This is a genomic window from Streptomyces sp. NPDC037290 (genome assembly GCF_055603245.1).
Window position 1 is genome coordinate 384,473 of record NZ_JBVJVZ010000002.1, and the last position, 22,089, is coordinate 406,561.

Here is a 22,089-nt window from a genome sequence, read left to right on the forward strand (position 1 = left end):
TCCCCGGTTTCTGGACACCCGGGGCTCCCTGTCCGACAATCACCTGCGTGACGTCGTCCTTCGAGTTCTCCACGTATCCCGCGCGGCTGTCCGACGCGGAGCGCGACAAGGCGCTGCGGGCGCTGCGGGACGGCGTCGCCCTGGGCCGGCTCTCGCACGACACGTTCGTACGCCGCATGGAGCTGGCGCTCGCCGCCCGCCGGGCCGACGAACTGGCCGCGCTCGTCGCCGACCTGCCCCGCGAGAACCGTCTCTCCCGCGCGGTCCTCGGCACCGTCGAGGCCGTCTCCGGGTTCACCGTACGGCTGCGCCGCGCCTGGCAGGCCGAGCGGCTGCCCAAGCTGCTGCTGCCGCACCCCGCGCGTGCCCACCCGCTGCGCATCGGGCGCGACCCCGCGAGCGGGCTGCGCCTGAACCACGAGACCGTCTCGCGCGTGCACGCCGAACTCAGCCGCCAGGCGGACATGTGGGTCCTCAGGGACCTCGGCTCCACCAACGGCACCACCGTCAACGGACGCCGGGTGATCGGATCGGTCGTCGTCCGTGAGGGTGACCAGGTCGCCTTCGGCCGGATGGCGTTCCGGCTCGCCGCGAGCTGAGCGGCGGGGGCCAATCGTGTGCGCGCGGCACGCGCACGCGCGGGTGTGCCCTCCCGATCGGGTGAGCCGGGCTGCGGAACGCGCGCCGGCGTGCCGATGCATGGGGCATGACGTACATCACGCGACTCACAGCCACGGCCGGCGCCCTGCTGGCGGCCGCCGGGCTCCTCGCCGCGGCCCCGGCCCAGGCGGCACCCCGCAGCACGTTCCCGCTGACCGACAACTGGCTCTACCTCACCGTCACCCGCGGTGAGACCGCGGCGTCCGGCGACAAGCACGGCACGCTGCTGCTGTGCGACCCGCTGCCGCTGGGGTACGCGCGCGCGGCCGAGGCCTGTGCCGAACTCAAGGACGTCGACGGTGACATCGCCCGCATGTCGCAGAAGAAGGTCTTCTGTCCGATGATCTTCGCGCCCGTGACCGTCCATGCGCACGGGCAGTGGAACGGCCGGCCGGTCGACTACCAGCAGACCTACTCCAGCAAGTGCGTCATGGAGGCGCGCACGGGAGCGGTGTTCGCCGTGGACCACTGAGCCGGGCCGGCGGGGCGGCCGGGTGGCCTCACACCACCCGCTCACGGGCCTGCTGTGCCGCCACGAGCACCGTCCGGGACTGGTGCTCCACCTGGTGCTCCACCGGCACCCAGCGGGCCCGGAAGCGCGCCGCGAAGGCATCGCACCAGGCGGTGACGAGCCGTTCCAGTCGCGGCGCCGCCCGGTCGTCCGTCTCCCGCAGCACCCGCAGCAGCATCGCCGCCGCGCGCAGCGGCAGCCGCCGCCCGAAGGCGTCCACGCTGCCGACGTACGCCATCGTCGTACCGGCGGGAGGGGTGTGGATCCAGTCCTCGGCCAGACCGGGGATCAGTTCCAGCGCCCAGCGCGCCGCCCGCAGCAGCGGGCCGTCCACGCCGTCGAGGCGCGGCAGCGCGTCGGTGAGGACGCGCTCCACCTCCAGCGCGTCCCGCTGCAGCCGCTGCGCCAGGCGCCGCATCGCCGCCGCCGGGGCGGGGTGCGGTGCCGGGTCGTCGACCAGGTCGCTGGCCCACATCGGCACCTCCACCACGGCCGTCAGACCGCCGTAGCGGTGCGCGTGGTACCAGGTGCTGTGCCGAGCGTCGTCCGGCATGCTCGGGTAGGCGGCGCCCGTCTCCGGGCCGGGCATGACATGAACACCTGGGCCGGAGGCGGGCCAGCCGGCGGCGTCCGAGGCACCCGTCTCCACCGGGATGTGCAGTTGCGCCGCCGACTTGGCGAACGGTTCGGCGAGCCCCGGCACGTCCCTGGTCAGCTGTACCCAGCTGCCGCCCAGATCGGTGCCGTGCAAGGTCACCTGGAGGTAGGGCCGCAGCTCGTCGATCACCCCGGTCAGCGCCCGGGTCTCGGGCGGCAGCCGGTCCGGTGGCAGCACGGACGGCGACCACTCCGGCTGCTCGGCGCCCGTCGGCCGGTAGAAGCCCAGGTGGTAGTCGAGCAGGCTGCGCGGAGCCGGCGTCACGTGGAGGCTCGCGCCGTCCGGATCCGCGCACAGCAGGAAGTGCCAGGACGTGTCCGCCCGCAACTCCCGCTCGGCCAGGACCCTTTCGGCAAGCACCCGCAGGGTGGAGCCCCCGGTCGGCTCGTTGGCGTGGGCGCCGGCGACCACCAGCACCGTCCGCCGGGCGTGCCCCACCGACAACAGGTGCAGGGGTCTTCCCGCGCGGGAGACGCCGACCTGCCTGAGCGAGCACAGCCCGGGTTCCTGAGCGGCCAACGCCTGAGCGGAGGCGATCAGTTCGGGAACGCTGGGATAGCGCAGCTCCGGCAGAGGACTCACCCCCGACTTGTTCCCGCCCGGCTTCGCCCTCCAAGTCCCGCACGCGAAGGGTGAACTGTCAAGCATACGGCGGGGGAGGCTACCGGGGGCGCCCGGACGGAGTCCCGGGGGCGCGGGGCGGCCGGTGCGTGCCGTGCGCTCACTGCTGGTGCAGGCCACGCCCCGCGAGCGTCAGGAACACCTCGCCCACCCCCTCCGACAGCGTCGGATGCGCGTGGACGTGCCGGGCCACGTCCACGGGCTCGGCGTCCCAGCCGACGATCAGCTGGCTCTCGGCGATCATCTCCGACACCTGCGGGCCGACCAGGTGCACCCCGAGCACCTGGCCGCCACCGGCCGCGGTGACGACCTTCACCATGCCGCCCCGGCCGTGCACCATGCCCTTGGCCACCGCGGTCAGCGGCATCGTGTTGACGTCGACCTCGTGACCACGCGCGCGTGCCTCGGACTCGCTCAGCCCCACCGCGGCGGTCTGCGGCGAGGAGTACGTCACCCGGGGCACGGCCGCGTAGTCCACCGGGGCCGACGGCAGCCCGGCCAGAGTCTCGGCGACCAGCAGGGCCTCCGCGAACGAGGCGTGCGCGAGGCCAAGGGAAGGCGGCGGCAGCAGGTCCCCGACGACGTGGATGCCCGGCACGGCCGTCTCCAGCCGGTTCCAGTCCGCCGGCACGACGAAACCCCGCTCGTCCGTCGTCAGGCCGGCCGCCTGAAGGCCCAGCCCCTCGGTGACCGGCGCCCGGCCGACGGCCACCAGCAGCCGCTCCGCCTCGACGGTCCGGGTCTCACCCCGCGCGGTGCGCACGCGCGCGCGTACGCCGTTCTCCAGCACCTCCGCGTCCAGCAGCCGGGCGCCCGCCCGCACATCGATCCCGCGCTTCTTCAGGCCGCGCGTCAGATGCCGGCTCACCTCCGCGTCCTCCAGCGGCACGATCCGGTCCGCGGCCTCGACCAGGGTGACCTCCGCGCCCATCGACCGGTGGAAGGAGGCGTACTCCACCCCGATCGCGCCCCCGCCCAGCACCAGGACGGACGCCGGCAGTCCCGGCGCGAACAGCGCGTCGTCACTGGTCACCACACGCCGCCCGTCCGGCACGAGCCCCGGGAGCGTGCGCGGACGCGAGCCGGTGGCGAGGACGATGCCACGGCGCACGGTGAAGTCGCACACGCCGGACGTGCGTGTGTCCGGCGTGCCCGGCGCGGTATCCGTACGCACGCCCTCCACCCGCACCGTGCGCGCCCCCGTCAGCCGCGCGCTGCCCCGCACCACCCGTACGCCGGCGTGCGCGAGATGCGCCTCCACCCCCTTGTGGTTGCGCGCCACGATGTCGTCCCGCGTGGCCACCAGCGCCGCCCAGTCGACCGAGTCCAGCGTGGCCTTCACGCCCCACCGCTCGCGTGCCTCCGCGATGCCGTCGACCAGCTCGGCGGCGTGCAGCATCGCCTTGCTCGGAATGCACCCCCGGTGCAGACAGGTTCCGCCGACCTTGTCGCGTTCGACGAGGACGACGTCCAGCCCGAGGGCGGCGGCGCGCAGGGCGGTGGCGTACCCGCCCGTTCCGCCGCCGATGACGAGGACATCCGGTGTGTTGATGGTCATGACATCCACCCTCCGTCCACCCCTTGCCATGAGTCCAAGGCAATGTTGTTGTGGACGTCATGCAGGATGTTCATGGGAGGCGGGGGAGTTGAGCCTGCGGCAGATGGAGTACTTCGTGACGGTCGTCCACGAGGCGTCCTTCACCCGCGCGGCGGAGGCCCTGCACGTCACACAGCCCGCGCTCTCGCACCAGATCAAGGCACTGGAGCGATCGGTCGGCGGTGCCCTGCTGGAGCGCATGCCCCGCGGGGTGCGCCTCACCGCCATGGGGCGGGCCTATCTGCCGCACGCCGAACTCGCCGTCCGCAGCGCCGCGCAGGCCCGCCGCGCGGCACGTGCCGCCGCCGGAGCCGAGGGCGGCGAACTGCACATCGCCACCCTGCACTCGCTGGCGGTGGGCGTCCTTCCCGACGTCTTCGCCCGCTGGCGCGGTGCCCACCCCCGGGTCCTGCTGCGCCTGCACGAGTACGCGACCCCCGAGGCGCTGGAGGACGCCCTGCAGCGCGGCATCGCCGACCTCGCGTTCGGTCCGGAGCCCGCGGAACCGCCCGGTATCGTCATACCGGTCGGCGAGGAGGAACTCGTCCTCGTCGTCCCCTTCGACGACCGGCTCGCGGGCCGTACGACCGTGACACTGCCCGAACTCGCCGACCACGCCTGGATCCGCTGCGCCATGGAACCCGTCGTGCACGGCGCACGCTTCCTCGACTGGGCGTGCGGACGCGCCGGGTTCGCGCCCCGGACCGCCGTGTGGACCGAACACACCTCGACAGCCGTGCGCATGGCCGCGGCCGGCGTCGGGGTGTGCGCCGCGCCCGCCCCCCTCGTGCGCGGTGCCGTCGGTGAGGACTGCATGGTCCTCAGCCCCGACCCGGCCTGGAAGCGCCCGCTGACGCTCTACGCGCGCGTGCCGCCCACCGGGGCCGCCGAAGCCTTCGGGGACCTTCTGCGCACCACCTGGCCCGCTCTCACCCACCTGCCGGAACAGCCGTACGAGGACTGCCCCGGCGCACCCGTCCGCTGAACCGTCTCACCCCTGCGCGACCCGCTCCAGCAACGCCACCGGCAACCGGTCGAAGAGGTCGGCCGCCTGGACGTCCCCCGTGAACTCCCGCCCCTCGGTCAGCACGTCCGCCCAGCGTCCCGGCGGCAGCGGCAGCCGTGTCTCCCGCCAGCCGCCCCCCTCCGCGAGCCGCAGCGACAGCCGGGTCACCGCCGTGACCACCTCGCCGGAGCGGGTGAACGCCACACAGTGCTCCGCCGCCGGGCCTTCGGCGGCGAGCGGGTCGTACGACGCGGCCGCGCCGAAGGCCCCGGACCGCCGGGCCCGCAGCCGCAGGGCCGCCGCCGTCAGCGCGTCCTTCTCGCCGGGCACCTCGGGCGGGAACGACACCGGACGCCGGTTGTCCGGGTCGACCAGCGCCCGGTACTCGCCCTCCGTGCCCTGGTACACGTCCGGCACCCCCGGCATCGTCAGATGCACCAGTGCGGTGCCGAGCACGTTGGCCCGCACATGCGGGTCCAGCGCCTTGCGGAACGCGGCCACCCGCTCGCCGGGCGCCCCGCACGGCCCCGCGGCGACGAACGCGGCCACCGCCTCCTCGTACGGCGGCTCCTGCTCCGTCCAGCTGGTGTACATGCCCGCCTCGCGCACATGCTTCAGCAGCGCCTGCCGGACCCGCTCCTCCTCGGCGGGACCCAGCCCGAACACCGTCTGCCAGGCAGCCCAGGCCAGCTGCCCGTCCGGCACGCCCACGCCCTCCTCGGGCCGGTTCACCTCGGCCAGCAACTCCGCCCACCGGCCGGGGCACTCGGTGAGCACGGCCAGTGCGGCGCGCACGTCGGCACTGCGCTTGGTGTCGTGCGTGGAGACCACCGTGCCGGTGACCGGCCAGTCGCGCTGCACGCGCGCGCAGTACGCGTGGAAGTCCTCCGGGGACACCCCCGGCCGGCCCGGGTCGCCGCCCACCTCGGTCGCCGACAGCAGGGGCACATAGCGGTAGAACGCCGTGTCCTCCACCGACTTGGCGCGCAGCGCCGACGCGGTCTGCGCGAACCGGGTACGGAACTCCACCCGGTCCGCGTGGTCCGGCGCCGACGGGTCACCGGGCGGCTCGACCAGCAGCCGGCGCACGATGCCGACGGCCTCGGCCTCCTCGGGCACCACGAAGGCCAGCCGCGCCTCGTCGGCGGCCTCCTCCGTGACGACGGCGGCCGCGTCACCGGAGGAGTACGGCCGGTACACCCGCATCCGCACCAGCAGCTCCTCCACCGCCGTACGCAGTGCCCAGGGAGCCCGGTCGCGCAGCGCGAGGTCCGGCGAGGACGCGCACACCCGGGTCGCCACCCGGGTGAGCCGGTCGGTCTCGGCCGCCAGCTCGTGCGTGAGCACCTTGTAGGCGGCCCGCCGCACGGTGGCGTCCCAGTTCCCGCCCCGGTCCGTCTGCGGCGCCGCGAACGCCCGGTAGCGGCCGAGCAGTTCGTACGCCCCGGTCTGGTCCGTGAACAGGCCGTCGACCTGGCGCAGGGCGTCGTAGCCGGTGGTGCCCGCGACGGGCCAGGACGCCGGCAGCCGCTCGCCGTCGGCCAGGATCTTCTCCACCACCGTCCAGCGGCCGCCGGCCGCCTCGTGCAGTCGCGCGAGGTAGCCGTCGGGGTCCGCGAGTCCGTCGGGGTGGTCGACGCGCAGCCCCTCGATCACGCCCTCATGGAGCAGCTGCAGGATCTTGGCGTGGGTGGCGTCGAACACCTCCGGGTCCTCCACGCGCAGCCCGATCAGCTCCGAGATGCTGAAAAACCTGCGGTAGTTCAGCTCGGTACGGGCGAGCCGCCACCACACCGGGCGGTACCACTGGGCGTCCAGCAGTTCCGGCAGCGGCAGCTCCGCGGTGCCGGAGCGCAGCGGGAAAGCGTGCTCGTGATAGCGCAGCACGTCGCCGTCGACCACGAGGTGCTCCAGCTGGGAGCCGACCGGTCCGCCGAGCACCGGCAGCAGCACCCGCCCTCCGTGCGCCTCCCAGTCGATGTCGAACCAGCGCGCGTACGGCGAACCGGGCCCCTCGCGCAGCACCTCCCACAGGGCGTGGTTGTGCCGGGGGACCATGGCCATGTGGTTCGGCACGATGTCCACCACCAGGCCGAGCCCGTGCTCCCGCGCGGTCCGCGCCAGCTCCCGCAGGCCCTCCTCGCCGCCCAGTTCCTCGCGCACGCGCGCGTGGTCCACCACGTCGTAGCCGTGCGGGGAGCCGGGCACGGCCTCCAGGACCGGTGACAGGTGCAGGTGCGAGACGCCGAGCGACGCCAGGTACGGTGCGGCCGCGGCGGCGGCGGCGAACGGGAACGCGGGCTGGAGCTGCAGCCGGTAGGTGGCCGTGGGCACCTCCGGGCCGGGGCGCGCAGAAGTCATGGAAACCTACGTACCCAGCCTGCCGTCTTTCGTGTCACCGGACCCGGCACGGACCCACGCACGCGTGCACGGTTTCGCGCGACGGGCGGCGGCCGGTGGGCGGCGGGGACCGGACCCCGAAGCCGCCTCCACGCGCGCGTGCCGGACCGGGAGCCCCGCCAGGGGGCTGCCGGCACCGGCTCGCCCGGCCCTACGTCGGCCGCTGCAGGACCGTCATGCTGCGGTCGGGCAGGGTGATCCGGTCGCCCGCACCGACCTTCGCGCCGGACCCCGGCGGCACCCCGTCCGGACGGGCCGTGTCGACGACCACCTGCCACTGCCGGCCGTGGTCGACCGGCACCAGGAAGTCCAGCGGCGCCGGGGAGGCGTTGAACATCAGCAGGAACGAGTCGTCGGTGATGCGCTCCCCGCGCGGACCCGGCTCGGAGATCGCGTTGCCGTTCAGGAACACCGCCAGCGCGGACGCCCGCGCCGAGTCCCAGTCCCGCTGGGTCATCTCGGCGCCCTCCGGGGTGAACCACGCGATGTCGGACAGCTCGTCATGAGTGCCCTCGACGGGCCGGCCGTGGAAGAAGCGGCGCCGGCGGAAGACGGGGTGGTCACGGCGCAGCCACACCATCGCGCGGACGAACTCCAGCAGGTCGCCCTCCAGGGACTCCGGCCACTCCACCCAGGAGATCTCGTTGTCCTGGCAGTAGGCGTTGTTGTTGCCGCGCTGGGTGCGGGCGAACTCGTCCCCGTGGCTGATCATCGGCACGCCCTGGGACAGCATCAGCGTGGCCAGGAAGTTGCGCATCTGGCGGGCGCGCAGCCGGAGCACGTCGGGGTCGTCGGTCTCCCCCTCCGTTCCGCAGTTCCAGGACCGGTTGTGGCTCTCGCCGTCCCGGTTGTCCTCGCCGTTGGCCGTGTTGTGCTTGTCGTTGTACGAGACGAGGTCGTGCAGCGTGAAGCCGTCGTGGCAGGTGACGAAGTTGATCGAGGCCAGCGGGCGGCGGCCGTCGATCTGGTAGAGGTCCGAGGAGCCGGTCAGCCGGGAGGCGAACTCCGCGAGCGCCCGCGGTTCGCCCCGCCACATGTCGCGCACCGTGTCGCGGTACTTGCCGTTCCACTCGGTCCACAGCGGCGGGAAGTTGCCCACCTGGTAGCCTCCCTCGCCCACGTCCCACGGCTCGGCGATCAGCTTCACCTGCGAGACCACCGGGTCCTGCTGCACCAGGTCGAAGAACGACGACAGCCGGTCCACCTCGTGGAACTGCCGGGCGAGTGTCGCCGCGAGGTCGAAGCGGAAGCCGTCGACGTGCATCTCGGTGACCCAGTACCGCAGGGAGTCCATGATCAGCTGGAGCACGTGCGGGGACCGCATGAGCAGCGAGTTCCCGGTGCCCGTGGTGTCCATGTAGTAGCGGGGATCGTGGGCGAGCCGGTAGTACGACGGGTTGTCGATGCCCTTGAAGGACAGCGTCGGGCCCAGATGGTTGCCCTCGGCCGTGTGGTTGTAGACGACGTCCAGGATGACCTCGATACCGGCCTCGTGCAGCGCCCGGACCGCCGACTTGAACTCCAGCACCTGCTGGCCGCGGTCGCCCCAGGAGGCGTACGCGTTGTGCGGGGCGAAGAAGCCGATGGTGTTGTAGCCCCAGTAGTTGCTCAGCTCCATGTCGGCCAGCCGGTGGTCGTTCACGAACTGGTGCACGGGCATCAGCTCCAGGGCCGTGACGCCGAGCTTGGTCAGGTGTTCGATGAGCGCCGGGTGCGCGAGCGCCGCGTACGTGCCGCGCAGTTCATCCGGCAGCCCCGGGTGGCGCATGCTCAGGCCCTTGACGTGGGCCTCGTAGATCACCGTGCGGTGGTACTCGGTGCGTGGCCGCCGGTCGTCGCCCCAGTCGAAGTACGGGTTGATCACCACCGAGGCCATGGTGTGCGGCGCCGAGTCCAGGTCGTTGCGGCTGTCCGGTGCGTCGAAGTGGTAGCCGTAGACCTCCTCGCCCCAGCGGATCGCGCCGCTGATCGCCTTCGCGTACGGGTCGAGCAGCAGCTTCGCGGAGTTGCAGCGCAGCCCGCGCCCGGGCTCGTACGGGCCGTGCACCCGGAACCCGTACCGCTGTCCCGGCATCACGCCCGGCAGGTACGCGTGCCGCACGAACGCGTCGCTCTCGCGCAGTTCCACCGCCGTCTCCGAGCCGTCGTCGTGCAGCAGACACAGCTCTACTCGGTCCGCGGCCTCCGTGAAGACCGCGAAGTTGGTTCCGGCGCCGTCGTAGGTGGCGCCGAGCGGATACGCCTCTCCAGGCCAGACCTGCATGGATACGACTCTCCCAGGTGTGCCGTCGCGCCGGGGGCGCGTTGGCCCCCGAGTCTCCCGAAAGTGAGGGAACCTCCTGCCTCTTGCGTCCCTCTTACCCACCGACCAGCGCACACGACGGCTCGCGTACCCGCCGTGTGCCGAACCAGTGGGGCAACACGTACTCCCGTGGACCACGGGGAGCAGGGGGAAATGTGCGTGAGTCGGTGCACCGGCATCTGGGGAAGTTAGTGGCAGGAGCCGCCCTCGCGACGGTGGGGACCGCCGCGATGGTCGCGATCACCCTGCCGGGCACGGCGGGGGCGGACGCGTCGGGAGGTGCGCGGGGCGGTGGGACGCGGTCCGGGCAGGGTCCGGACGCGATCCGGCCCGCCGTCGTCGAAGGGGCTCCGTCCGAGGGCGCCAAGGGCAGGGGCCTCGACCCGCTGACCGACGACGAGATCGCGCGGGCCGAGAAGCTGGCGGTGAGCCGGCAGCTGTCCGACTCCGGCGAGAACGTCACCGGCGCGCGCGGCCCGCAGCGGCTCGACGTCGAGCTCGCCGAGCCGGAGGCCGACGAGGCCGACGCCGCGAACGCGCCCCGGCGGGCCGATGTGACGCTCTACGACTACCGGGACGACACGCTCGTCACCAGGACCGTCGACCTCGACACGGGAAAGGTCGAGCACACCGCCGCACAGCACGGCGTCCAGCCGCCGCTGAGCCTCGCCGAGCAGACCGAGGCCGCCAGATTGCTGATCGCCGCCCCGCCGGGCGCGGGACTGAAGGCGGACTACAAGGACGCCACCGGGCAACAGCTCACCTCTCCGGACCAGTTGCAGCTCAGCAGCATGGTGTACCGGGCCGCCCCGGGTGGGCCGGCCTCGGTCGACAAGTGCGGCGCGCACCGCTGCACCCGGCTGTTCCCGAAGGTGCGGAACGGGCCCTGGATCGATGCGCGCAAGTTCGTGATCGACCTGAGTGACCACCGGGTTCTCGCGCTCGGCTGAGCCGGCCCGCGGTCGCCTTCCCATCCATGCACCTCCTGCAAAGGAGTCACCTCTTCATGCGCGTCAACCGAATAGGCCGTCTGCGCGGGCGGGCGGCCGTCGGCCTGTCCCTGGCCGTGCTGGCCGCCGGCGCGACGACCGGCGCGGGACCCGCCGCCGCCCCACCGCGGCCGGCGGCGGCGCCGGCCCCCGGCTGCAGCGCGGCCTACCGCATCGAACAGAAGCTCTCCACCGGCACGACCTGGCGGATGTGCTGGCGCTTCAACAGCACGTCCGGGATCGTCCTGGGCGACGTCTCCTACCAGCCGCCCGGCGAGCCCCAGCCGGTCAAGGTCCTCAACAGCGCCAGGATCGCCCAGATCCACGTGCCGTACGACGACGGCAAGGACGAGTACAACGACGTGACGGACTACCGCTTCGGCGACGGCCTGCTGAACCTGGGGCCCGCCGAGTGTCCCGGCGGCACCATCAAGACCGTCAAGGTCCGTGAGCCGCTGTACTCCGACTCCCCGAACGTCAAGGGCCTGTGCGTCACGACCGGTTCCCGGGGCCACGCCTACCACATGCAGTCCGAGACGAGCGGCAAGGTCTACCAGGCCCAGGGCAAGGACCTGCTGCTCTACACCGTCAACAAGGTGAGCTGGTACGAGTACATCACCGAGTGGCGCTTCCAGGACGACGGCACGATCAGCATGAACGCCGGCGCGACCGGCAGTCTCGCCCCCGACGACTACGACGCCGGTGACGGCCGCGGCTGGCCCATCGGCAAGGGCGCCCACGACTACGCCGACAGCCACAGCCACAACGTCTTCTGGCGGCTCGACTTCGGCCTCGACGGCTCCTCCAGGACCCGGATCGAGCAGTACGACTCGAAGGTCAGCGCGCCGGCCGGCGGCCGGGGCCCCACCAACCGGACCACGCTCACGAAGGTCACCAGGGAACTCGCGGGTGACGCCCAGAACATGCGCTGGTGGCGGGTCGTCAGCGGGACGGGCAGGAACAAGGACGGGCACGCCCGCTCGTACGAGCTCGTCCCCGGCCCCACCACCAAGTACCTGGGCCGCCCCTTCACCAAGCACGACGTGTACTTCACCGAGTACAATAAGTGCGAGCAGTACGCCAGTGGCAACCTGCCCGCCTGCGGTGGCGGGCACCCCAGGTCCGTGGACGGCTGGGTCAACGGGCAGCGCCTCACCCACCCCGTGGTCTGGGTGAACGTGGGCTTCCACCACATCGTCCGCGACGAGGACCAGCAGCCGATGCCGGTCCACTGGCAGGGCTTCTCCATCGCCCCGCGCGACGTGACGGCTATGAATCCGCTCACTCCGTCCGGCCTCACCGACATCAACGGGCATGTAGGTCGTGATAGTTGAGAAACCGACCTGTCCATCCGGCTGCACCGCCGACCGCTCCCGGAGTACCCTTCCTTGATCGTTGAGACGGGGAGAGGCCCGGGGGAGCGGAAGGCGGTGCACGGGTGGGCTCGGGAGGGCTGGAGCTGCCCCCTGGTGACGAGGGTCACGAGGGGAACTCCGCAGACGTCCCGCCCGGCGCGGTGTCCCTGGCCCGCCCGATGGACGCGGGATCCATCGGGCCGGAGCTGGACTGGGACGCCGACGCCTGGCACGAGGTGCGCACCCGCGCCCAGCGGGCCGGCCGGGCCTACATCTGGCTGAACCTCGTCGAACAGCGCCTGCGCGCTGTCGTGGCCGCCGTGCTGCGGCCCATCTACGAACCCGTCCACGCGGACGACTGGGTGGTCGCCGCGGCCGGGCCGGCCGGACAGGAGTGGGTGCAGCGCGCGGTCGCCGTGCGGGAGGTCAGCCGCCGCAAGGGCTATCTTCTCGACCCGGCCGACGACAACGTGCTCAGCTTCCTCACCCTGCCCCAGCTGCGTGAGCTGATGGTGCAGCACTGGCCGTGCTTCGAGCCGTACTTCGACGAGCGCCGCGACCTCGAACTCGCCCTCGACGAGCTGGAGGTGACCCGCAACGTCGTCTCCCGCAACCGGGCACTGTCCGAGGCGGTCCTGAACCAGGCCGAGCGTGCCTCGGCCCGGCTGCTGGAGATGCTCGGCGCCGGCGGTGACGTGCCCTCGGCACGCCGGCTGCCGGTGGACGCGGTCGAGGACCTGGTCGGCGACCGGTACGCGGACGTCGTGGCGGTCCACGCGGACCGGGTGCGGCTCATGCGCCAGTTCCCGGCCGAGGACCTCTTCGGTGGCGCCCGCCGCCTCGACGCGATCGGCATCGGCCTCAACCTGCTGGTGCAGAACTTCTCCGGCCGCCGCCTGGTCCGGCTCGCCGAGTCCGGCTGCCGGGTACGGCTGCTCTTCCTCAACCCGGCCTCCAGCTCGGTCAAGCGCCGTGAACGCGAACTCGGGATGAAACGGGGCGAACTGAGCCGCTCGGTCGAGATGAACATCCTGCACATGCGCCGGGTCCGCTCCCGGCTGCGCGACCCGGGCGCCTTCGAGATCCAGGTCTACGACGAGACACCGCGCTTCACCGCCTACCTCGTGGACGGCGACGGCGCCGACGGCATCGCCGTGGTGCAGTCCTATCTGAGGGGGGCACGCGGGATGGAGTCGCCGGTACTGGTGCTGCGCAACGGCAGCAGGATGGTCAAGTCGGACGACGTGGGCGAAGCGGGACTCTTCCCGACATACCGTGAGGAGTTCGAACTGGCTTGGGCGGATTCGCGCCCGGTGTCCTGAACGGTCCCTGGCGGCAAGCGGAACGCGCTCCTCGGATTGTCAGTGCCCCGTGCGATGGTGGAGGCCACTGGGGGAAAGCACCACCAAGAAGGGGGGCCGCCATGGGCTGGCACCGGGAGCTGCTGATCGGCTTCGACCTGGAGACGACCGGGACCGATCCACGCGAGGCGCGCATCGTCACCGGCGCGGTGATCGAGGTCAGGGCCGGTGAGCCCGTGGGCCACAGGGAGTGGCTGGCCGATCCGGGCGTGGAGATCCCGGCCGACGCGGTGGCGGTGCACGGCATCAGCAACGAACGGGCGACGGCCGAGGGTCACCCCGCCGACCGGGTGGCCGGCTCCATCGCCGACGTCCTCGCGGCGTACTGGAAGACGGGCGTCCCGGTCGTGGCCTACAACGCCGCCTTCGACCTCACCCTGCTCTCCGCCGAGCTGCGCCGCCACGGCCTGCCGTCCCTCGCCGACCGCCTGGGCGGGGTCCCGCCCGCCCCTGTCATCGACCCCTACACCATCGACCGCTGGGTGGACCGCTACCGCCGAGGCAAGCGCAACCTGGAAGCCGTCTGCGCCGAGTACGGCATATCCCTGGGCGCGGCCCACACCGCCCCGGCCGACGCCCTCGCCGCGGCGCGGCTCGCCTCCGCGATAGCCGACCGCCACACGAAGATCGCATCCCTGTCCCCGGCCGAACTGCACAGCAGTCAGATCGGGTGGTACGCGGAGTGGGCGGCGGACTTCCAGGCGTTCCTGCGCCGCAAGGGGGAGGCGGGGGCCGTGGTGGACGGGGCCTGGCCGCTGCGGGAGCTGACCGAAAGCCAGCCGGCGTAGCCGCTACCGGACGACCTCGGTACCCACGACGAGCGCCCGGGGACGCCGGAGCACGGTCAGAACGGGTACCACCGCACCGTCTCGTCCCCGTCCCGCAGCGACCGCACCCTCCGCCGGAACTCGGCCAGTGCCTTCGGACTGCTCGGCGCGTGCTGGGCCACCCACGCACAGCTGGCCGTCTCCCGGGCGCCCCGCAGCACCGCACAGCCCTCCCACTCCCGCACATCCCACCCGTACGCCTCGACGAACGACCCGTACGCCTCGGCCGGCAGGCCGTACCGGTCGCGGGAGAGCGCCATGACCACCAGGTCGTGCTCGCGCAGGTCCGCGGAGAAGGTCTCCAGGTCCACCAGGACCGGCCCGTCCGGTCCGACGTGCACATTGCGGGGCAGCGCGTCGCCATGGATCGGCCCCCGCGGCAGACGGGGCGTCAGCGCCGCTGCGGCCGCCGCGAAACCGTCCCTGCGCGCACGCAGATAGGCCGCGTCCTCCGGGTCGACCGCGTCGCCCGCGAGCCGCAGCCACCGTTCCACGCCGCCCAGCAGCTCCCGGGGCGGCAACGCGAAAGGAGGAGAGGGGAGTGCGTGCACGATCCGCAGCAGCCGAGCCAGGTCACCGGGCTCGGCGGGACGTACGGGCTCGGGCAGCCGGTGCCACACGGTCACCGGATGGCCCTCCACCAGCCGCGGCTCCGGCTCGGCCGCCCGGACCGCCGGCACGCCCGCCGCGGCCAGCCAGCGGGCGATGTCCAGCTCGCGCCGGGCCCGCCCGAGCAGCTCGGCGTCGCGGCCCACTTTCACCACCAGGTCGCCGGCGGCGAACACCGCGTTCTCGCCGAGGGCGAGGAGAGCCGCGTCCCGTGCCGGGCCCGGCAGCACTCCCGCCGCGGCCAGTACGTCCCGAGCCCGTGCCTCGTCCATCGTGCCGCCTCCGTGCCGTCCAGCCGTGGTGCGTGTGCCGTACCCGGCCAGTCTCGCATTCGTACAGGTCGGGCGGTGTGCGCGGTCCCTTGACGGGATATCGGGCCTTTACGAACATGAACACGCCAAGCGGTGCGGGCAAAGGGGGCTGATCACGTGACGTCAGTGGCCGACGTGCGGCGGCCGGCCGGCCGCCGTGCCGCCGGGCAGGGCGCCTGGTTCCTCGTCCTGCCCGCCCTGATCCCGATCCTCCTGCTCAGTGCGGGCCCGCTGCTCTACGGCGTCCTGCTCGCGTTCACCGACGCACAGTCCGGCCGCACCCGGGCCACCCGCTGGATCGGCGCCCTCAACTTCCGGGACCTGCTGCACGACACGCTGTTCTGGGAATCGTTCCGGATCGGCCTGGTCTGGGCGGCCGGTGTGACGGTGCCCCAGTTCCTGCTGGCGCTCGGTCTCGCCCTGCTCCTCTCCCAGGACCTGCGACTGCGCGGGCTGGCCCGCGCCCTCGCGATCGTGCCGTGGGCGATGCCCGAGGTCGTCGTCGGCATCATGTGGCGCCTGGTCTACGACCCGGACGCGGGCATCCTCAACGAGACCCTGCGCGACCTCGGCCTCGGCGCCGGCCGCGACTGGCTCGGCAGCCTGGCCGACGCCCTGCCCGCGGTGATCGTCGTCGGCGTCTGGGCAGGCCTGCCGCAGACCACGGTCGCCCTGCTCGCCGGCCTGCAGAACGTCCCGCGCGAACTGCACGAGGCCGCCGCGGTCGACGGCGCCGGCGCCTGGCGCCGCTTCCGCGCGGTCACCTGGCCCACGCTCAGACCGGTGGTCCTCGCCATCACCGCCCTCAACCTCATCTGGAACCTCAACTCCTTCGCCCTGGTCTACGTCCTCACCAACGGCGGCCCCGGCGGCAAGACCCGGCTGCCGTCACTGTTCGCCTACGAAGAGGCGTTCCGCTACGGCCAGTTCGGCTATGCGGCCGCCATGGGATGTGCGCTCGTCGCGGTCGTGTCGGTGCTGCTCGCGGTGTTCCTGGCCGGCCGGCTGCGCGGAGGTGCGGACGCATGAGGACCCGTCGCACGGCACGCGCCGGACAGTACGCCGCCCTGCTCGGCTATCTGCTCTTCCTGGCCTTCCCGCTGCTGTGGCTGCTCTCCACGGCCCTGAAGTCCCCACGCGAGCTGGGCAGCCTGCATCCGGCGTGGATCCCGCGGCATCCCACCCTGGCCAACGTCCGGCAGGCCTTCCGGGAGCAGCCGCTCGCGCACGCCGCCCTCAACTCCCTGCTGGTGGCGCTCGCGACGGCCGTCGTCGCCGTACTGCTCGCGACCCCGATGGCGTACGCCCTGGCCCGGCACCGCACCCGCCTGGCCCGGGCCGCCACGGGCTGGGTGGTGGTCAGCCAGGCCTTCCCCTTCGTGCTGGTGATCATCCCGCTGTTCCTGGTGCTGAAGAACCTGCGACTCGTGGACTCGCTGGCCGGGCTGGTGGTGGTCTACGTCGTGTGGGCCCTGCCGTTCGCGCTGTGGATGCTCGTCGGCCATGTGCGGGCGGTGCCCGCCGAACTGGAGGAGGCGGCCGCCGTGGACGGTGCCGGACGGCTCAGGACTCTCGTGTCGGTGACGGCGCCGCTGCTCGCGCCGGGCATCGCGGCGACGGCGCTGTTCGCGTTCGTCACCGCGTGGAACGAGTTCTTCTTCGCGCTGGTGCTGCTCAAGAGTCCCGGCAAGCAGACCCTGCCGGTCGTCCTCACCCACTTCATCGGGGCGGAGGGCGTGGCCGACCTCGGTCCGCTGGCCGCCTCCGCGTTCCTCGCCACACTTCCCTCCCTGGCCGTCTTCGCCCTCCTCCAGCGGCGGATCACGGCCGGACTGCTCGCCGGGGCGGTGAAGAGCTGATGAAGAACCGCGCGACCCTCGCACTCCTCGCCGTCCTGCTGCTTCTGGCGGGCTGCTCGTCACCGGGCCACGGCGCGAGCGGCCCGATCACCCTGCGCTTCCAGTCCCTCGCCTGGCAGCAGCAGTCCGTCGCCGCCAACAAGGCCCTGGTGAAGGAGTGGAACGCGACGCACCCGGACGTCAGGGTCGAGTACGTCCAGGGCAGCTGGGACAGCGTCCACGACCAGTTGCTCACCTCCTTCGAGGGCGGCGAGGCACCGGACATCATCCACGACGCCTCCGACGACCTGGCCGACTTCGCGTACGGCGGCCATCTCGCCGACCTGACCGATCTGCTGCCGGCCCGCCTGAAGTCGGACATACGCGAGGCCAGTTGGGACACGGCCACCTTCGGGCACGGCATCTACGGCGTGCCGTTCCTCCAGGAACCCAGAGTGCTGATCGCCAACACCACCTGGCTGCGCTCGGCGAGAGTACGCACCCCGACGCCCGAACACCCCTGGACCTGGCCGGAGTTCCGGCGGGTGACGAAGAGCCTCAGCGGGCCCGGCACGTACGGCGTGGCCTGGCCGCTGAAGGAACCCGTGTCCGCCACGCTCAACCTCTCCCTGTCGGCGGGCGGCTCGCTGTTCCACCGGGGCGCGGACGGCAAGGTGACCGTGCGCTTCACCTCCGGCGACGCGGTCGTACCCCGCACGGTCCACGACCAGGTCGCCGTCGACCACAGCGCCCCCGCCTCGACGCTCGGCAGCGGCGGTGCGGACACCCTGCCCGGTCTCTTCGGCGGCCGGTACGCGATGGTCCCGCTGGGCTTCTCCTACCGCCAGCAGATCGTGCACCAGGCGCCGAAGGGCTTCCGCTGGGAGGTGCTGCCCGCCCCCGCCGGTGCCGCCGGGCTCACCCAGGGGGTCAGCCCGCAGACCCTGTCCGTCTCCGCGGACTGTCCGCACAAGAAGGAGGCCGCCGCGTTCATCGACTTCCTGCTCCGCCCGGAGAACATGGTCCGCCTCGCGCTCGGCGACTGGATGCTGCCCACCGGCACCCAGGCACTGAGGGACCCCGCCCTGCACACCACGGAGAACGGCTGGTCGACCGGCACGGCGTTGGCGTCCCGTCTCCGCCCGGCGCCCGCCCGGTCCGTCCGCGGTTACCCCGAGTGGAAGGACAAGGTGGCGACCCCGGCCTACCAGGAGTACTACAGCGGCGCGATCGGCCTCGCCGAACTGCGCAGACGCCTGGAGAAGGACGGCAACCCGGTCCTGGCCCGCTATCAGCGCTGAGCGGGGGAGGCCTCGTACCGGGCGGGAAAAGAAATTGAACGAGACGTCTCGTCTCGCCTACGGTCGGCGTCATGACCGCTCCCGCCCACATCGCCATGTTCTCCATCGCCCTGCACGGCCACGTGAACCCCAGCCTGGAGGTGATCCGCGAACTCGTGGCCCGTGGCCACCGGGTCACGTACGCCATACCCCCGGCGTTCGCCGAGAAGGTGGCCGCCACCGGAGCCCGGCCCGTGCCCTACACCTCCACGCTGCCCGGGCCCGACGCCGACCCGGAGGCCTGGGGGACCACGCTCCTGGACAACGTCGAGCCGTTCCTCGACGACGCGATCCAGGCGCTCCCACAGCTCGTCGAGGCCTACGCCGGCGACGAGCCCGACCTGGTGCTGCACGACATCGCCTCCTACCCGGCCCGCGTCCTGGCCCACCGCTGGGGCGTCCCGGCGATCTCCCTCTCCCCGAACCTCGTCGCCTGGGAGGGGTACGAGGAGGAGGTGGCCGAGCCGATGTGGGCCGAGCCGAGGAGGACACCGCGCGGGCAGGCGTACTACGCCCGGTTCGAGGCGTGGCTGCGGGAGAACGGGATCACCCGGCACCCGGACCCGTTCGCCGGTCGCCCGGCCCGCTCCATCGTCCTGATCCCGAAGGCGCTGCAACCGCACGCCGACCGGGTCGACGAGCGCGTCCACAGCTTCGTCGGCGCCTGCCAGGGCGACCGCTTCGACCAGGGCGACTGGCAGCGGCCCGCCGGTGCCGACAAGGTCGTACTGGTGTCCCTCGGCTCGGCCTTCACCAAGCAGCCCGCGTTCTACCGGGAGTGCATCCGCGCCTTCGGTGGCCTGCCCGGCTGGCACCTGGTCCTCCAGGTCGGCCGGCACGTGACTGCCGCTGAGCTGGGCGACGTACCGGACAACGTCGAAGTACACCGCTGGGTACCGCAGTTGGCGATTCTCAGGCGGGCCGACCTGTTCGTCACGCACGCGGGCGCCGGCGGCAGCCAGGAGGGGCTGGCCACCGCCACGCCGATGATCGCCGTACCGCAGGCCGTCGACCAGTTCGGCAACGCCGACGTGCTCCGGTCCCTCGGTGTCGCCCGCCGGCTGGACACGCAGGAGGCCACTGCCGACCGCCTCCGTGAGGCCGCGCTCGCCCTGGTGGACGACGTGGAGGTGGCGCGCCGTCTGAAGGACGTCCAGGCGGAGATGGCCCAGGAGGGCGGGACCCGGCGGGCGGTGGACCTCATCGAGGCGGAACTGGCGGGGAGGGCGGGCGAGTAGGGGGCGCGGGGAACCGCGCGAACAGCCCCCCGCCCCCGCCCAGGGCCTCAACCGCCCGGGCGGGCGGGCTGGCGCCCGTCCGGCGCTCGGATCAGACCGGAAGCCGCTCGTCCGTGCGCACCGGCGGGGAGGCGACCACAGCCGGGGTCTCGTCATGGGTCAGGTCGGGCAGCCGGTGAAGCCACTTCGGCAGGTACCAGTTGCGCTCCCCGAGCAGTGCCATCACGGCCGGCAGCAGCACCCCCCGGATCACCGTCGCGTCGATGAGGACCGCCGCGGCCAGGCCCACCCCCATCTGCTTCATGGACTGCATGGACAGCGTGCCGAAGATCGCGAACACGGCGACCATGATGACCGCGGCGCTGGTGACGACGCCGGCCGTGGTGACCACGCCGTGCCGGATCGCGTCCGTCGTGCTCCGGCCGCGCATCCGGGCCTCGCGGATCCGGGAGACGACGAACACGTGGTAGTCCATCGACAGCCCGAACAGGATCACGAACAGGAACAGCGGCAGCCAGGTCACGATCGCGCCGACCCCCTGCGCACCCACCAGCGAGGCACCCCAGCCGTGCTGGAAGACGGCGACGAGGATGCCGTACGCCGCGCCCACCGACAGCAGGTTGAGCACGATCGACGTGATCGCGACGGTCAGCGAGCGGAAGGACAGCAGCATCAGCAGGAAGGCGAAGACGACCACGAACGCGAAGACCGGCACGACGGATCCGAGCAGCTGGTCGTTGAAGTCGTGGTTGCCGGCCACCTGCCCGGTGATGGGCGCCTGCACGCCGTCGACCCTGCCGAGGGTGGCGGGCCGCACCTCGTCGCGCAGCTTGTCCAGGCTCTTGACCGCCTGGTCCATGTCCGAGCCGCCGACCAGCGGCACGGAGACCAGGGCGACGTTCTGCGCCGCGTGCAGCTTGATGTCGACCGGGCCGCGCGAGGCGCCCGAGGCGATCGCCTGCTTCTTGAAGTCGGCCAGCGCCTGCCGTACGTCCGGGGCGGTGATGTCCCTGGCCCTGACGACGACCTGGGCCGGCTCGCTGCCGCCCGGGAAGGCGTCGTTGACGCGGTTGTACGTCTGCACGATCGGCAGCGACTTGCCGAACTCCTGGTCCAGCGTGAGCTGCTGCGTTTTCATGCCGAGCGCGGGCGCCGCGACCGCCAGCAGCGCGCCGGCCGCGACGACGACGCAGACCAGCGGCCGCGCGAGCACGCCCCGCAGCACGGCGGTCCAGAAGCGGCTGCCCTCGCCCGAGGCCCGCTTCCGGCGCCCGCGGCCCAGGAAGGGGAGCCGCCCCTTCTCGACCCGCTCACCGAGCAGCGACAGCAGCGCCGGCAGCACCGTCACCGACCCGACCATGGCGACGGCGACCACCATCAGCGAGGCCAGCCCCATCGCCTCGAACTCGGCGAGCCCGGTGAACAGCATGCCCGCCATCGCCACGCACACCGTGACCCCGGAGACGATGACCGCCCGGCCGCTGGTGGCGGCGGCGATCCGCAGGGCGGTGCCGGCGTCCCGCCCGGCCTGCCGCTCCTCGCGCTCGCGGCGCAGGTAGAACAGGCAGTAGTCGACGCCCACGGCCATACCGACCAGCAGCATCACGGAGTTGGCGGTGTCGCTCATCGGCTGCAGATGGCTGACGATGCCCATCAGACCCATCGTCGCCATGATCGCGGTGATCGCGAGGGCCACCGGCAGCAGCGCCGCCACGAGCGCCCCGAAGGCGATCAGCAGGATGCCGAGCGCCACCGGCACCGCCGAGTACTCGGCCTGCTGGAAGTCGTCCCCGAAGGCGTCCTTGTACTGCTTCTGCATGCTGGCGCCGCCGATCTCCTCGATCCGCAGGCCGCCGTGCGCCTTCTGTACCCCGGCGACGGCGTTCAGCACCGGCTCGACCCGGTCGACGGCCGTCTTGGCGTCACCGCGCATGTCGAACTGGACCAGCGCGCTGCGGCCGTCCCGAGAGATGGTGTGCGTGGTGTACGGCGAGGTCACGGCCGTGACCTTCCCGGTGCCCTCGACGGCCTCGACCACATCGGCGACGGCGGCCCGGAACTCGGCCGAACTCGCCGTCAGGGCACCGTCCCTGGCCTGGAGCAGCACGGTCTCCCCGGCCGGCTGCTTGATCCCCGCATCGTCGGTGATCCGCGCCGCGGTGTGGGTCTCGCCCTTGAGCTGGTTGTTCTCGTCCACGTCGACCCGGCCCGCCGCCGAGCCGAGTCCCATCGCCAGCACCACGAACAGCACCCATATGCCGACGGCCGACCAGCGGTGCCGGGCGCTCCACCCCCCGGCGCGGGCTGCCAGCCCCCGCACCCACACGTCCCTGTTCCCCATCCCGGACCTTCCCCCTCGTGTGCGGTGGCGGCCCCCTGCCGCCACGTCTGCGCTTGCTCCGGTTCGACGGTATGAGCCAGCCCCCCACCTCTCGTCGTGCTGCCCGGTGAACTCGGCGCCGGGTC

The 22,089-nt window shown here is 72.6% G+C and carries 16 protein-coding genes and 1 pseudogene; 11 read left to right on the top strand and 6 right to left on the bottom strand.

Annotated elements, in window-relative coordinates; translation table 11 throughout:
• Positions 1–47 precede the first annotated feature (47 nt).
• Positions 48–599 carry an FHA domain-containing protein gene (locus ACZ7HQ_RS07435; protein WP_470985982.1) on the top strand — a complete coding sequence of 184 codons (552 nt, stop codon included), beginning with the start codon at positions 48–50 and terminating at the stop codon, positions 597–599.
• A 107-nt stretch (positions 600–706) separates the two neighbouring features.
• The gene (locus ACZ7HQ_RS07440; protein ID WP_470985984.1) at positions 707–1,132 is read left to right on the top strand and encodes a subtilase-type protease inhibitor; all 426 of its coding nucleotides are present in this window, start codon (positions 707–709) and stop codon (positions 1,130–1,132) included.
• Positions 1,133–1,160: 28 nt separating this feature from the next.
• Here ACZ7HQ_RS07440 and ACZ7HQ_RS07445 read toward each other — a convergent pair whose 3' ends face one another.
• Positions 1,161–2,411, bottom strand: coding sequence for a M14 family zinc carboxypeptidase (locus tag ACZ7HQ_RS07445; protein ID WP_470985987.1), 1,251 nt, complete (start codon positions 2,409–2,411; stop codon positions 1,161–1,163).
• 139 nt (positions 2,412–2,550) lie between these two features.
• Positions 2,551–4,008 (bottom strand): dihydrolipoyl dehydrogenase, encoded by a 1,458-nt coding sequence (gene lpdA / locus ACZ7HQ_RS07450; RefSeq protein WP_470985989.1) that lies wholly within the window; start codon positions 4,006–4,008, stop codon positions 2,551–2,553.
• A gap of 88 nt (positions 4,009–4,096) precedes the next feature.
• On the opposite strand from lpdA, the gene ACZ7HQ_RS07455 reads away from it, so the two are divergent.
• On the top strand, positions 4,097–5,032 hold the full coding sequence (locus ACZ7HQ_RS07455) for a LysR family transcriptional regulator (RefSeq protein ID WP_470985991.1): 936 nt from the start codon (positions 4,097–4,099) through the stop codon (positions 5,030–5,032).
• A 6-nt stretch (positions 5,033–5,038) separates the two neighbouring features.
• Here the strand turns inward: ACZ7HQ_RS07455 and treY are convergent, their stop codons facing one another.
• Together treY and glgX are read right to left on the bottom strand one after the other, a co-directional pair.
• Positions 5,039–7,414, bottom strand: a complete 2,376-nt coding sequence (gene treY / locus ACZ7HQ_RS07460) for a malto-oligosyltrehalose synthase (protein ID WP_470985993.1) — start codon at positions 7,412–7,414, stop codon at positions 5,039–5,041.
• Between the two features lie 190 nt (positions 7,415–7,604).
• Positions 7,605–9,716, bottom strand: coding sequence for a glycogen debranching protein GlgX (gene glgX / locus ACZ7HQ_RS07465; protein WP_470985996.1), 2,112 nt, complete (start codon positions 9,714–9,716; stop codon positions 7,605–7,607).
• Between the two features lie 194 nt (positions 9,717–9,910).
• Here glgX and ACZ7HQ_RS07470 point away from each other — a divergent pair, with 194 nt between their 5' ends.
• From ACZ7HQ_RS07470 to ACZ7HQ_RS07485, 4 genes are all read left to right on the top strand, one after another.
• Positions 9,911–10,705 (top strand): Tat pathway signal sequence domain protein, encoded by a 795-nt coding sequence (locus ACZ7HQ_RS07470; protein WP_470985998.1) that lies wholly within the window; start codon positions 9,911–9,913, stop codon positions 10,703–10,705.
• A gap of 56 nt (positions 10,706–10,761) precedes the next feature.
• Positions 10,762–12,078, top strand: coding sequence for a copper amine oxidase (locus tag ACZ7HQ_RS07475; RefSeq protein WP_470986000.1), 1,317 nt, complete (start codon positions 10,762–10,764; stop codon positions 12,076–12,078).
• Between the two features lie 104 nt (positions 12,079–12,182).
• Positions 12,183–13,421 (top strand): SAV2148 family HEPN domain-containing protein, encoded by a 1,239-nt coding sequence (locus ACZ7HQ_RS07480; protein ID WP_470986003.1) that lies wholly within the window; start codon positions 12,183–12,185, stop codon positions 13,419–13,421.
• A gap of 101 nt (positions 13,422–13,522) precedes the next feature.
• Entirely contained in the window at positions 13,523–14,248 is a 726-nt protein-coding gene (locus ACZ7HQ_RS07485) for an exonuclease domain-containing protein (protein WP_470986006.1), read from the top strand.
• A gap of 56 nt (positions 14,249–14,304) precedes the next feature.
• Here ACZ7HQ_RS07485 and ACZ7HQ_RS07490 read toward each other — a convergent pair whose 3' ends face one another.
• Positions 14,305–15,168: a phosphotransferase enzyme family protein gene (locus ACZ7HQ_RS07490; protein WP_470986009.1), complete on the bottom strand. Its 864-nt coding sequence runs from the start codon at positions 15,166–15,168 to the stop codon at positions 14,305–14,307.
• A 156-nt stretch (positions 15,169–15,324) separates the two neighbouring features.
• On the opposite strand from ACZ7HQ_RS07490, the gene ACZ7HQ_RS07495 reads away from it, so the two are divergent.
• The 4 genes and pseudogenes from ACZ7HQ_RS07495 to mgt all read left to right on the top strand — a co-directional run bounded on the left by ACZ7HQ_RS07495 (position 15,325) and on the right by mgt (position 19,623).
• Positions 15,325–16,236 (top strand): carbohydrate ABC transporter permease, encoded by a 912-nt coding sequence (locus ACZ7HQ_RS07495; protein ID WP_470986011.1) that lies wholly within the window; start codon positions 15,325–15,327, stop codon positions 16,234–16,236.
• Complete coding sequence (locus ACZ7HQ_RS07500) at positions 16,233–17,066, top strand: carbohydrate ABC transporter permease (RefSeq protein WP_470986013.1); 834 nt, start codon at positions 16,233–16,235, stop codon at positions 17,064–17,066. The genes ACZ7HQ_RS07495 and ACZ7HQ_RS07500 overlap by 4 nt, the downstream gene beginning before the upstream one ends.
• Positions 17,066–18,346 carry an ABC transporter substrate-binding protein gene (locus tag ACZ7HQ_RS07505; protein WP_470986016.1) on the top strand — a complete coding sequence of 427 codons (1,281 nt, stop codon included), beginning with the start codon at positions 17,066–17,068 and terminating at the stop codon, positions 18,344–18,346. The genes ACZ7HQ_RS07500 and ACZ7HQ_RS07505 overlap by 1 nt, the downstream gene beginning before the upstream one ends.
• Positions 18,336–19,623 (top strand): annotated as a pseudogene (mgt, locus tag ACZ7HQ_RS07510) (macrolide-inactivating glycosyltransferase). Before ACZ7HQ_RS07505 ends, mgt begins: the two are co-directional and overlap by 11 nt.
• A 91-nt stretch (positions 19,624–19,714) precedes the next feature.
• On the opposite strand, the gene ACZ7HQ_RS07515 reads toward mgt, so the two are convergent.
• A complete protein-coding gene (locus tag ACZ7HQ_RS07515) occupies positions 19,715–21,964 on the bottom strand; it encodes an MMPL family transporter (RefSeq protein WP_470986018.1) in 2,250 nt (749 codons plus the stop codon).
• Between the last annotated feature and the right edge of the window lie 125 nt (positions 21,965–22,089).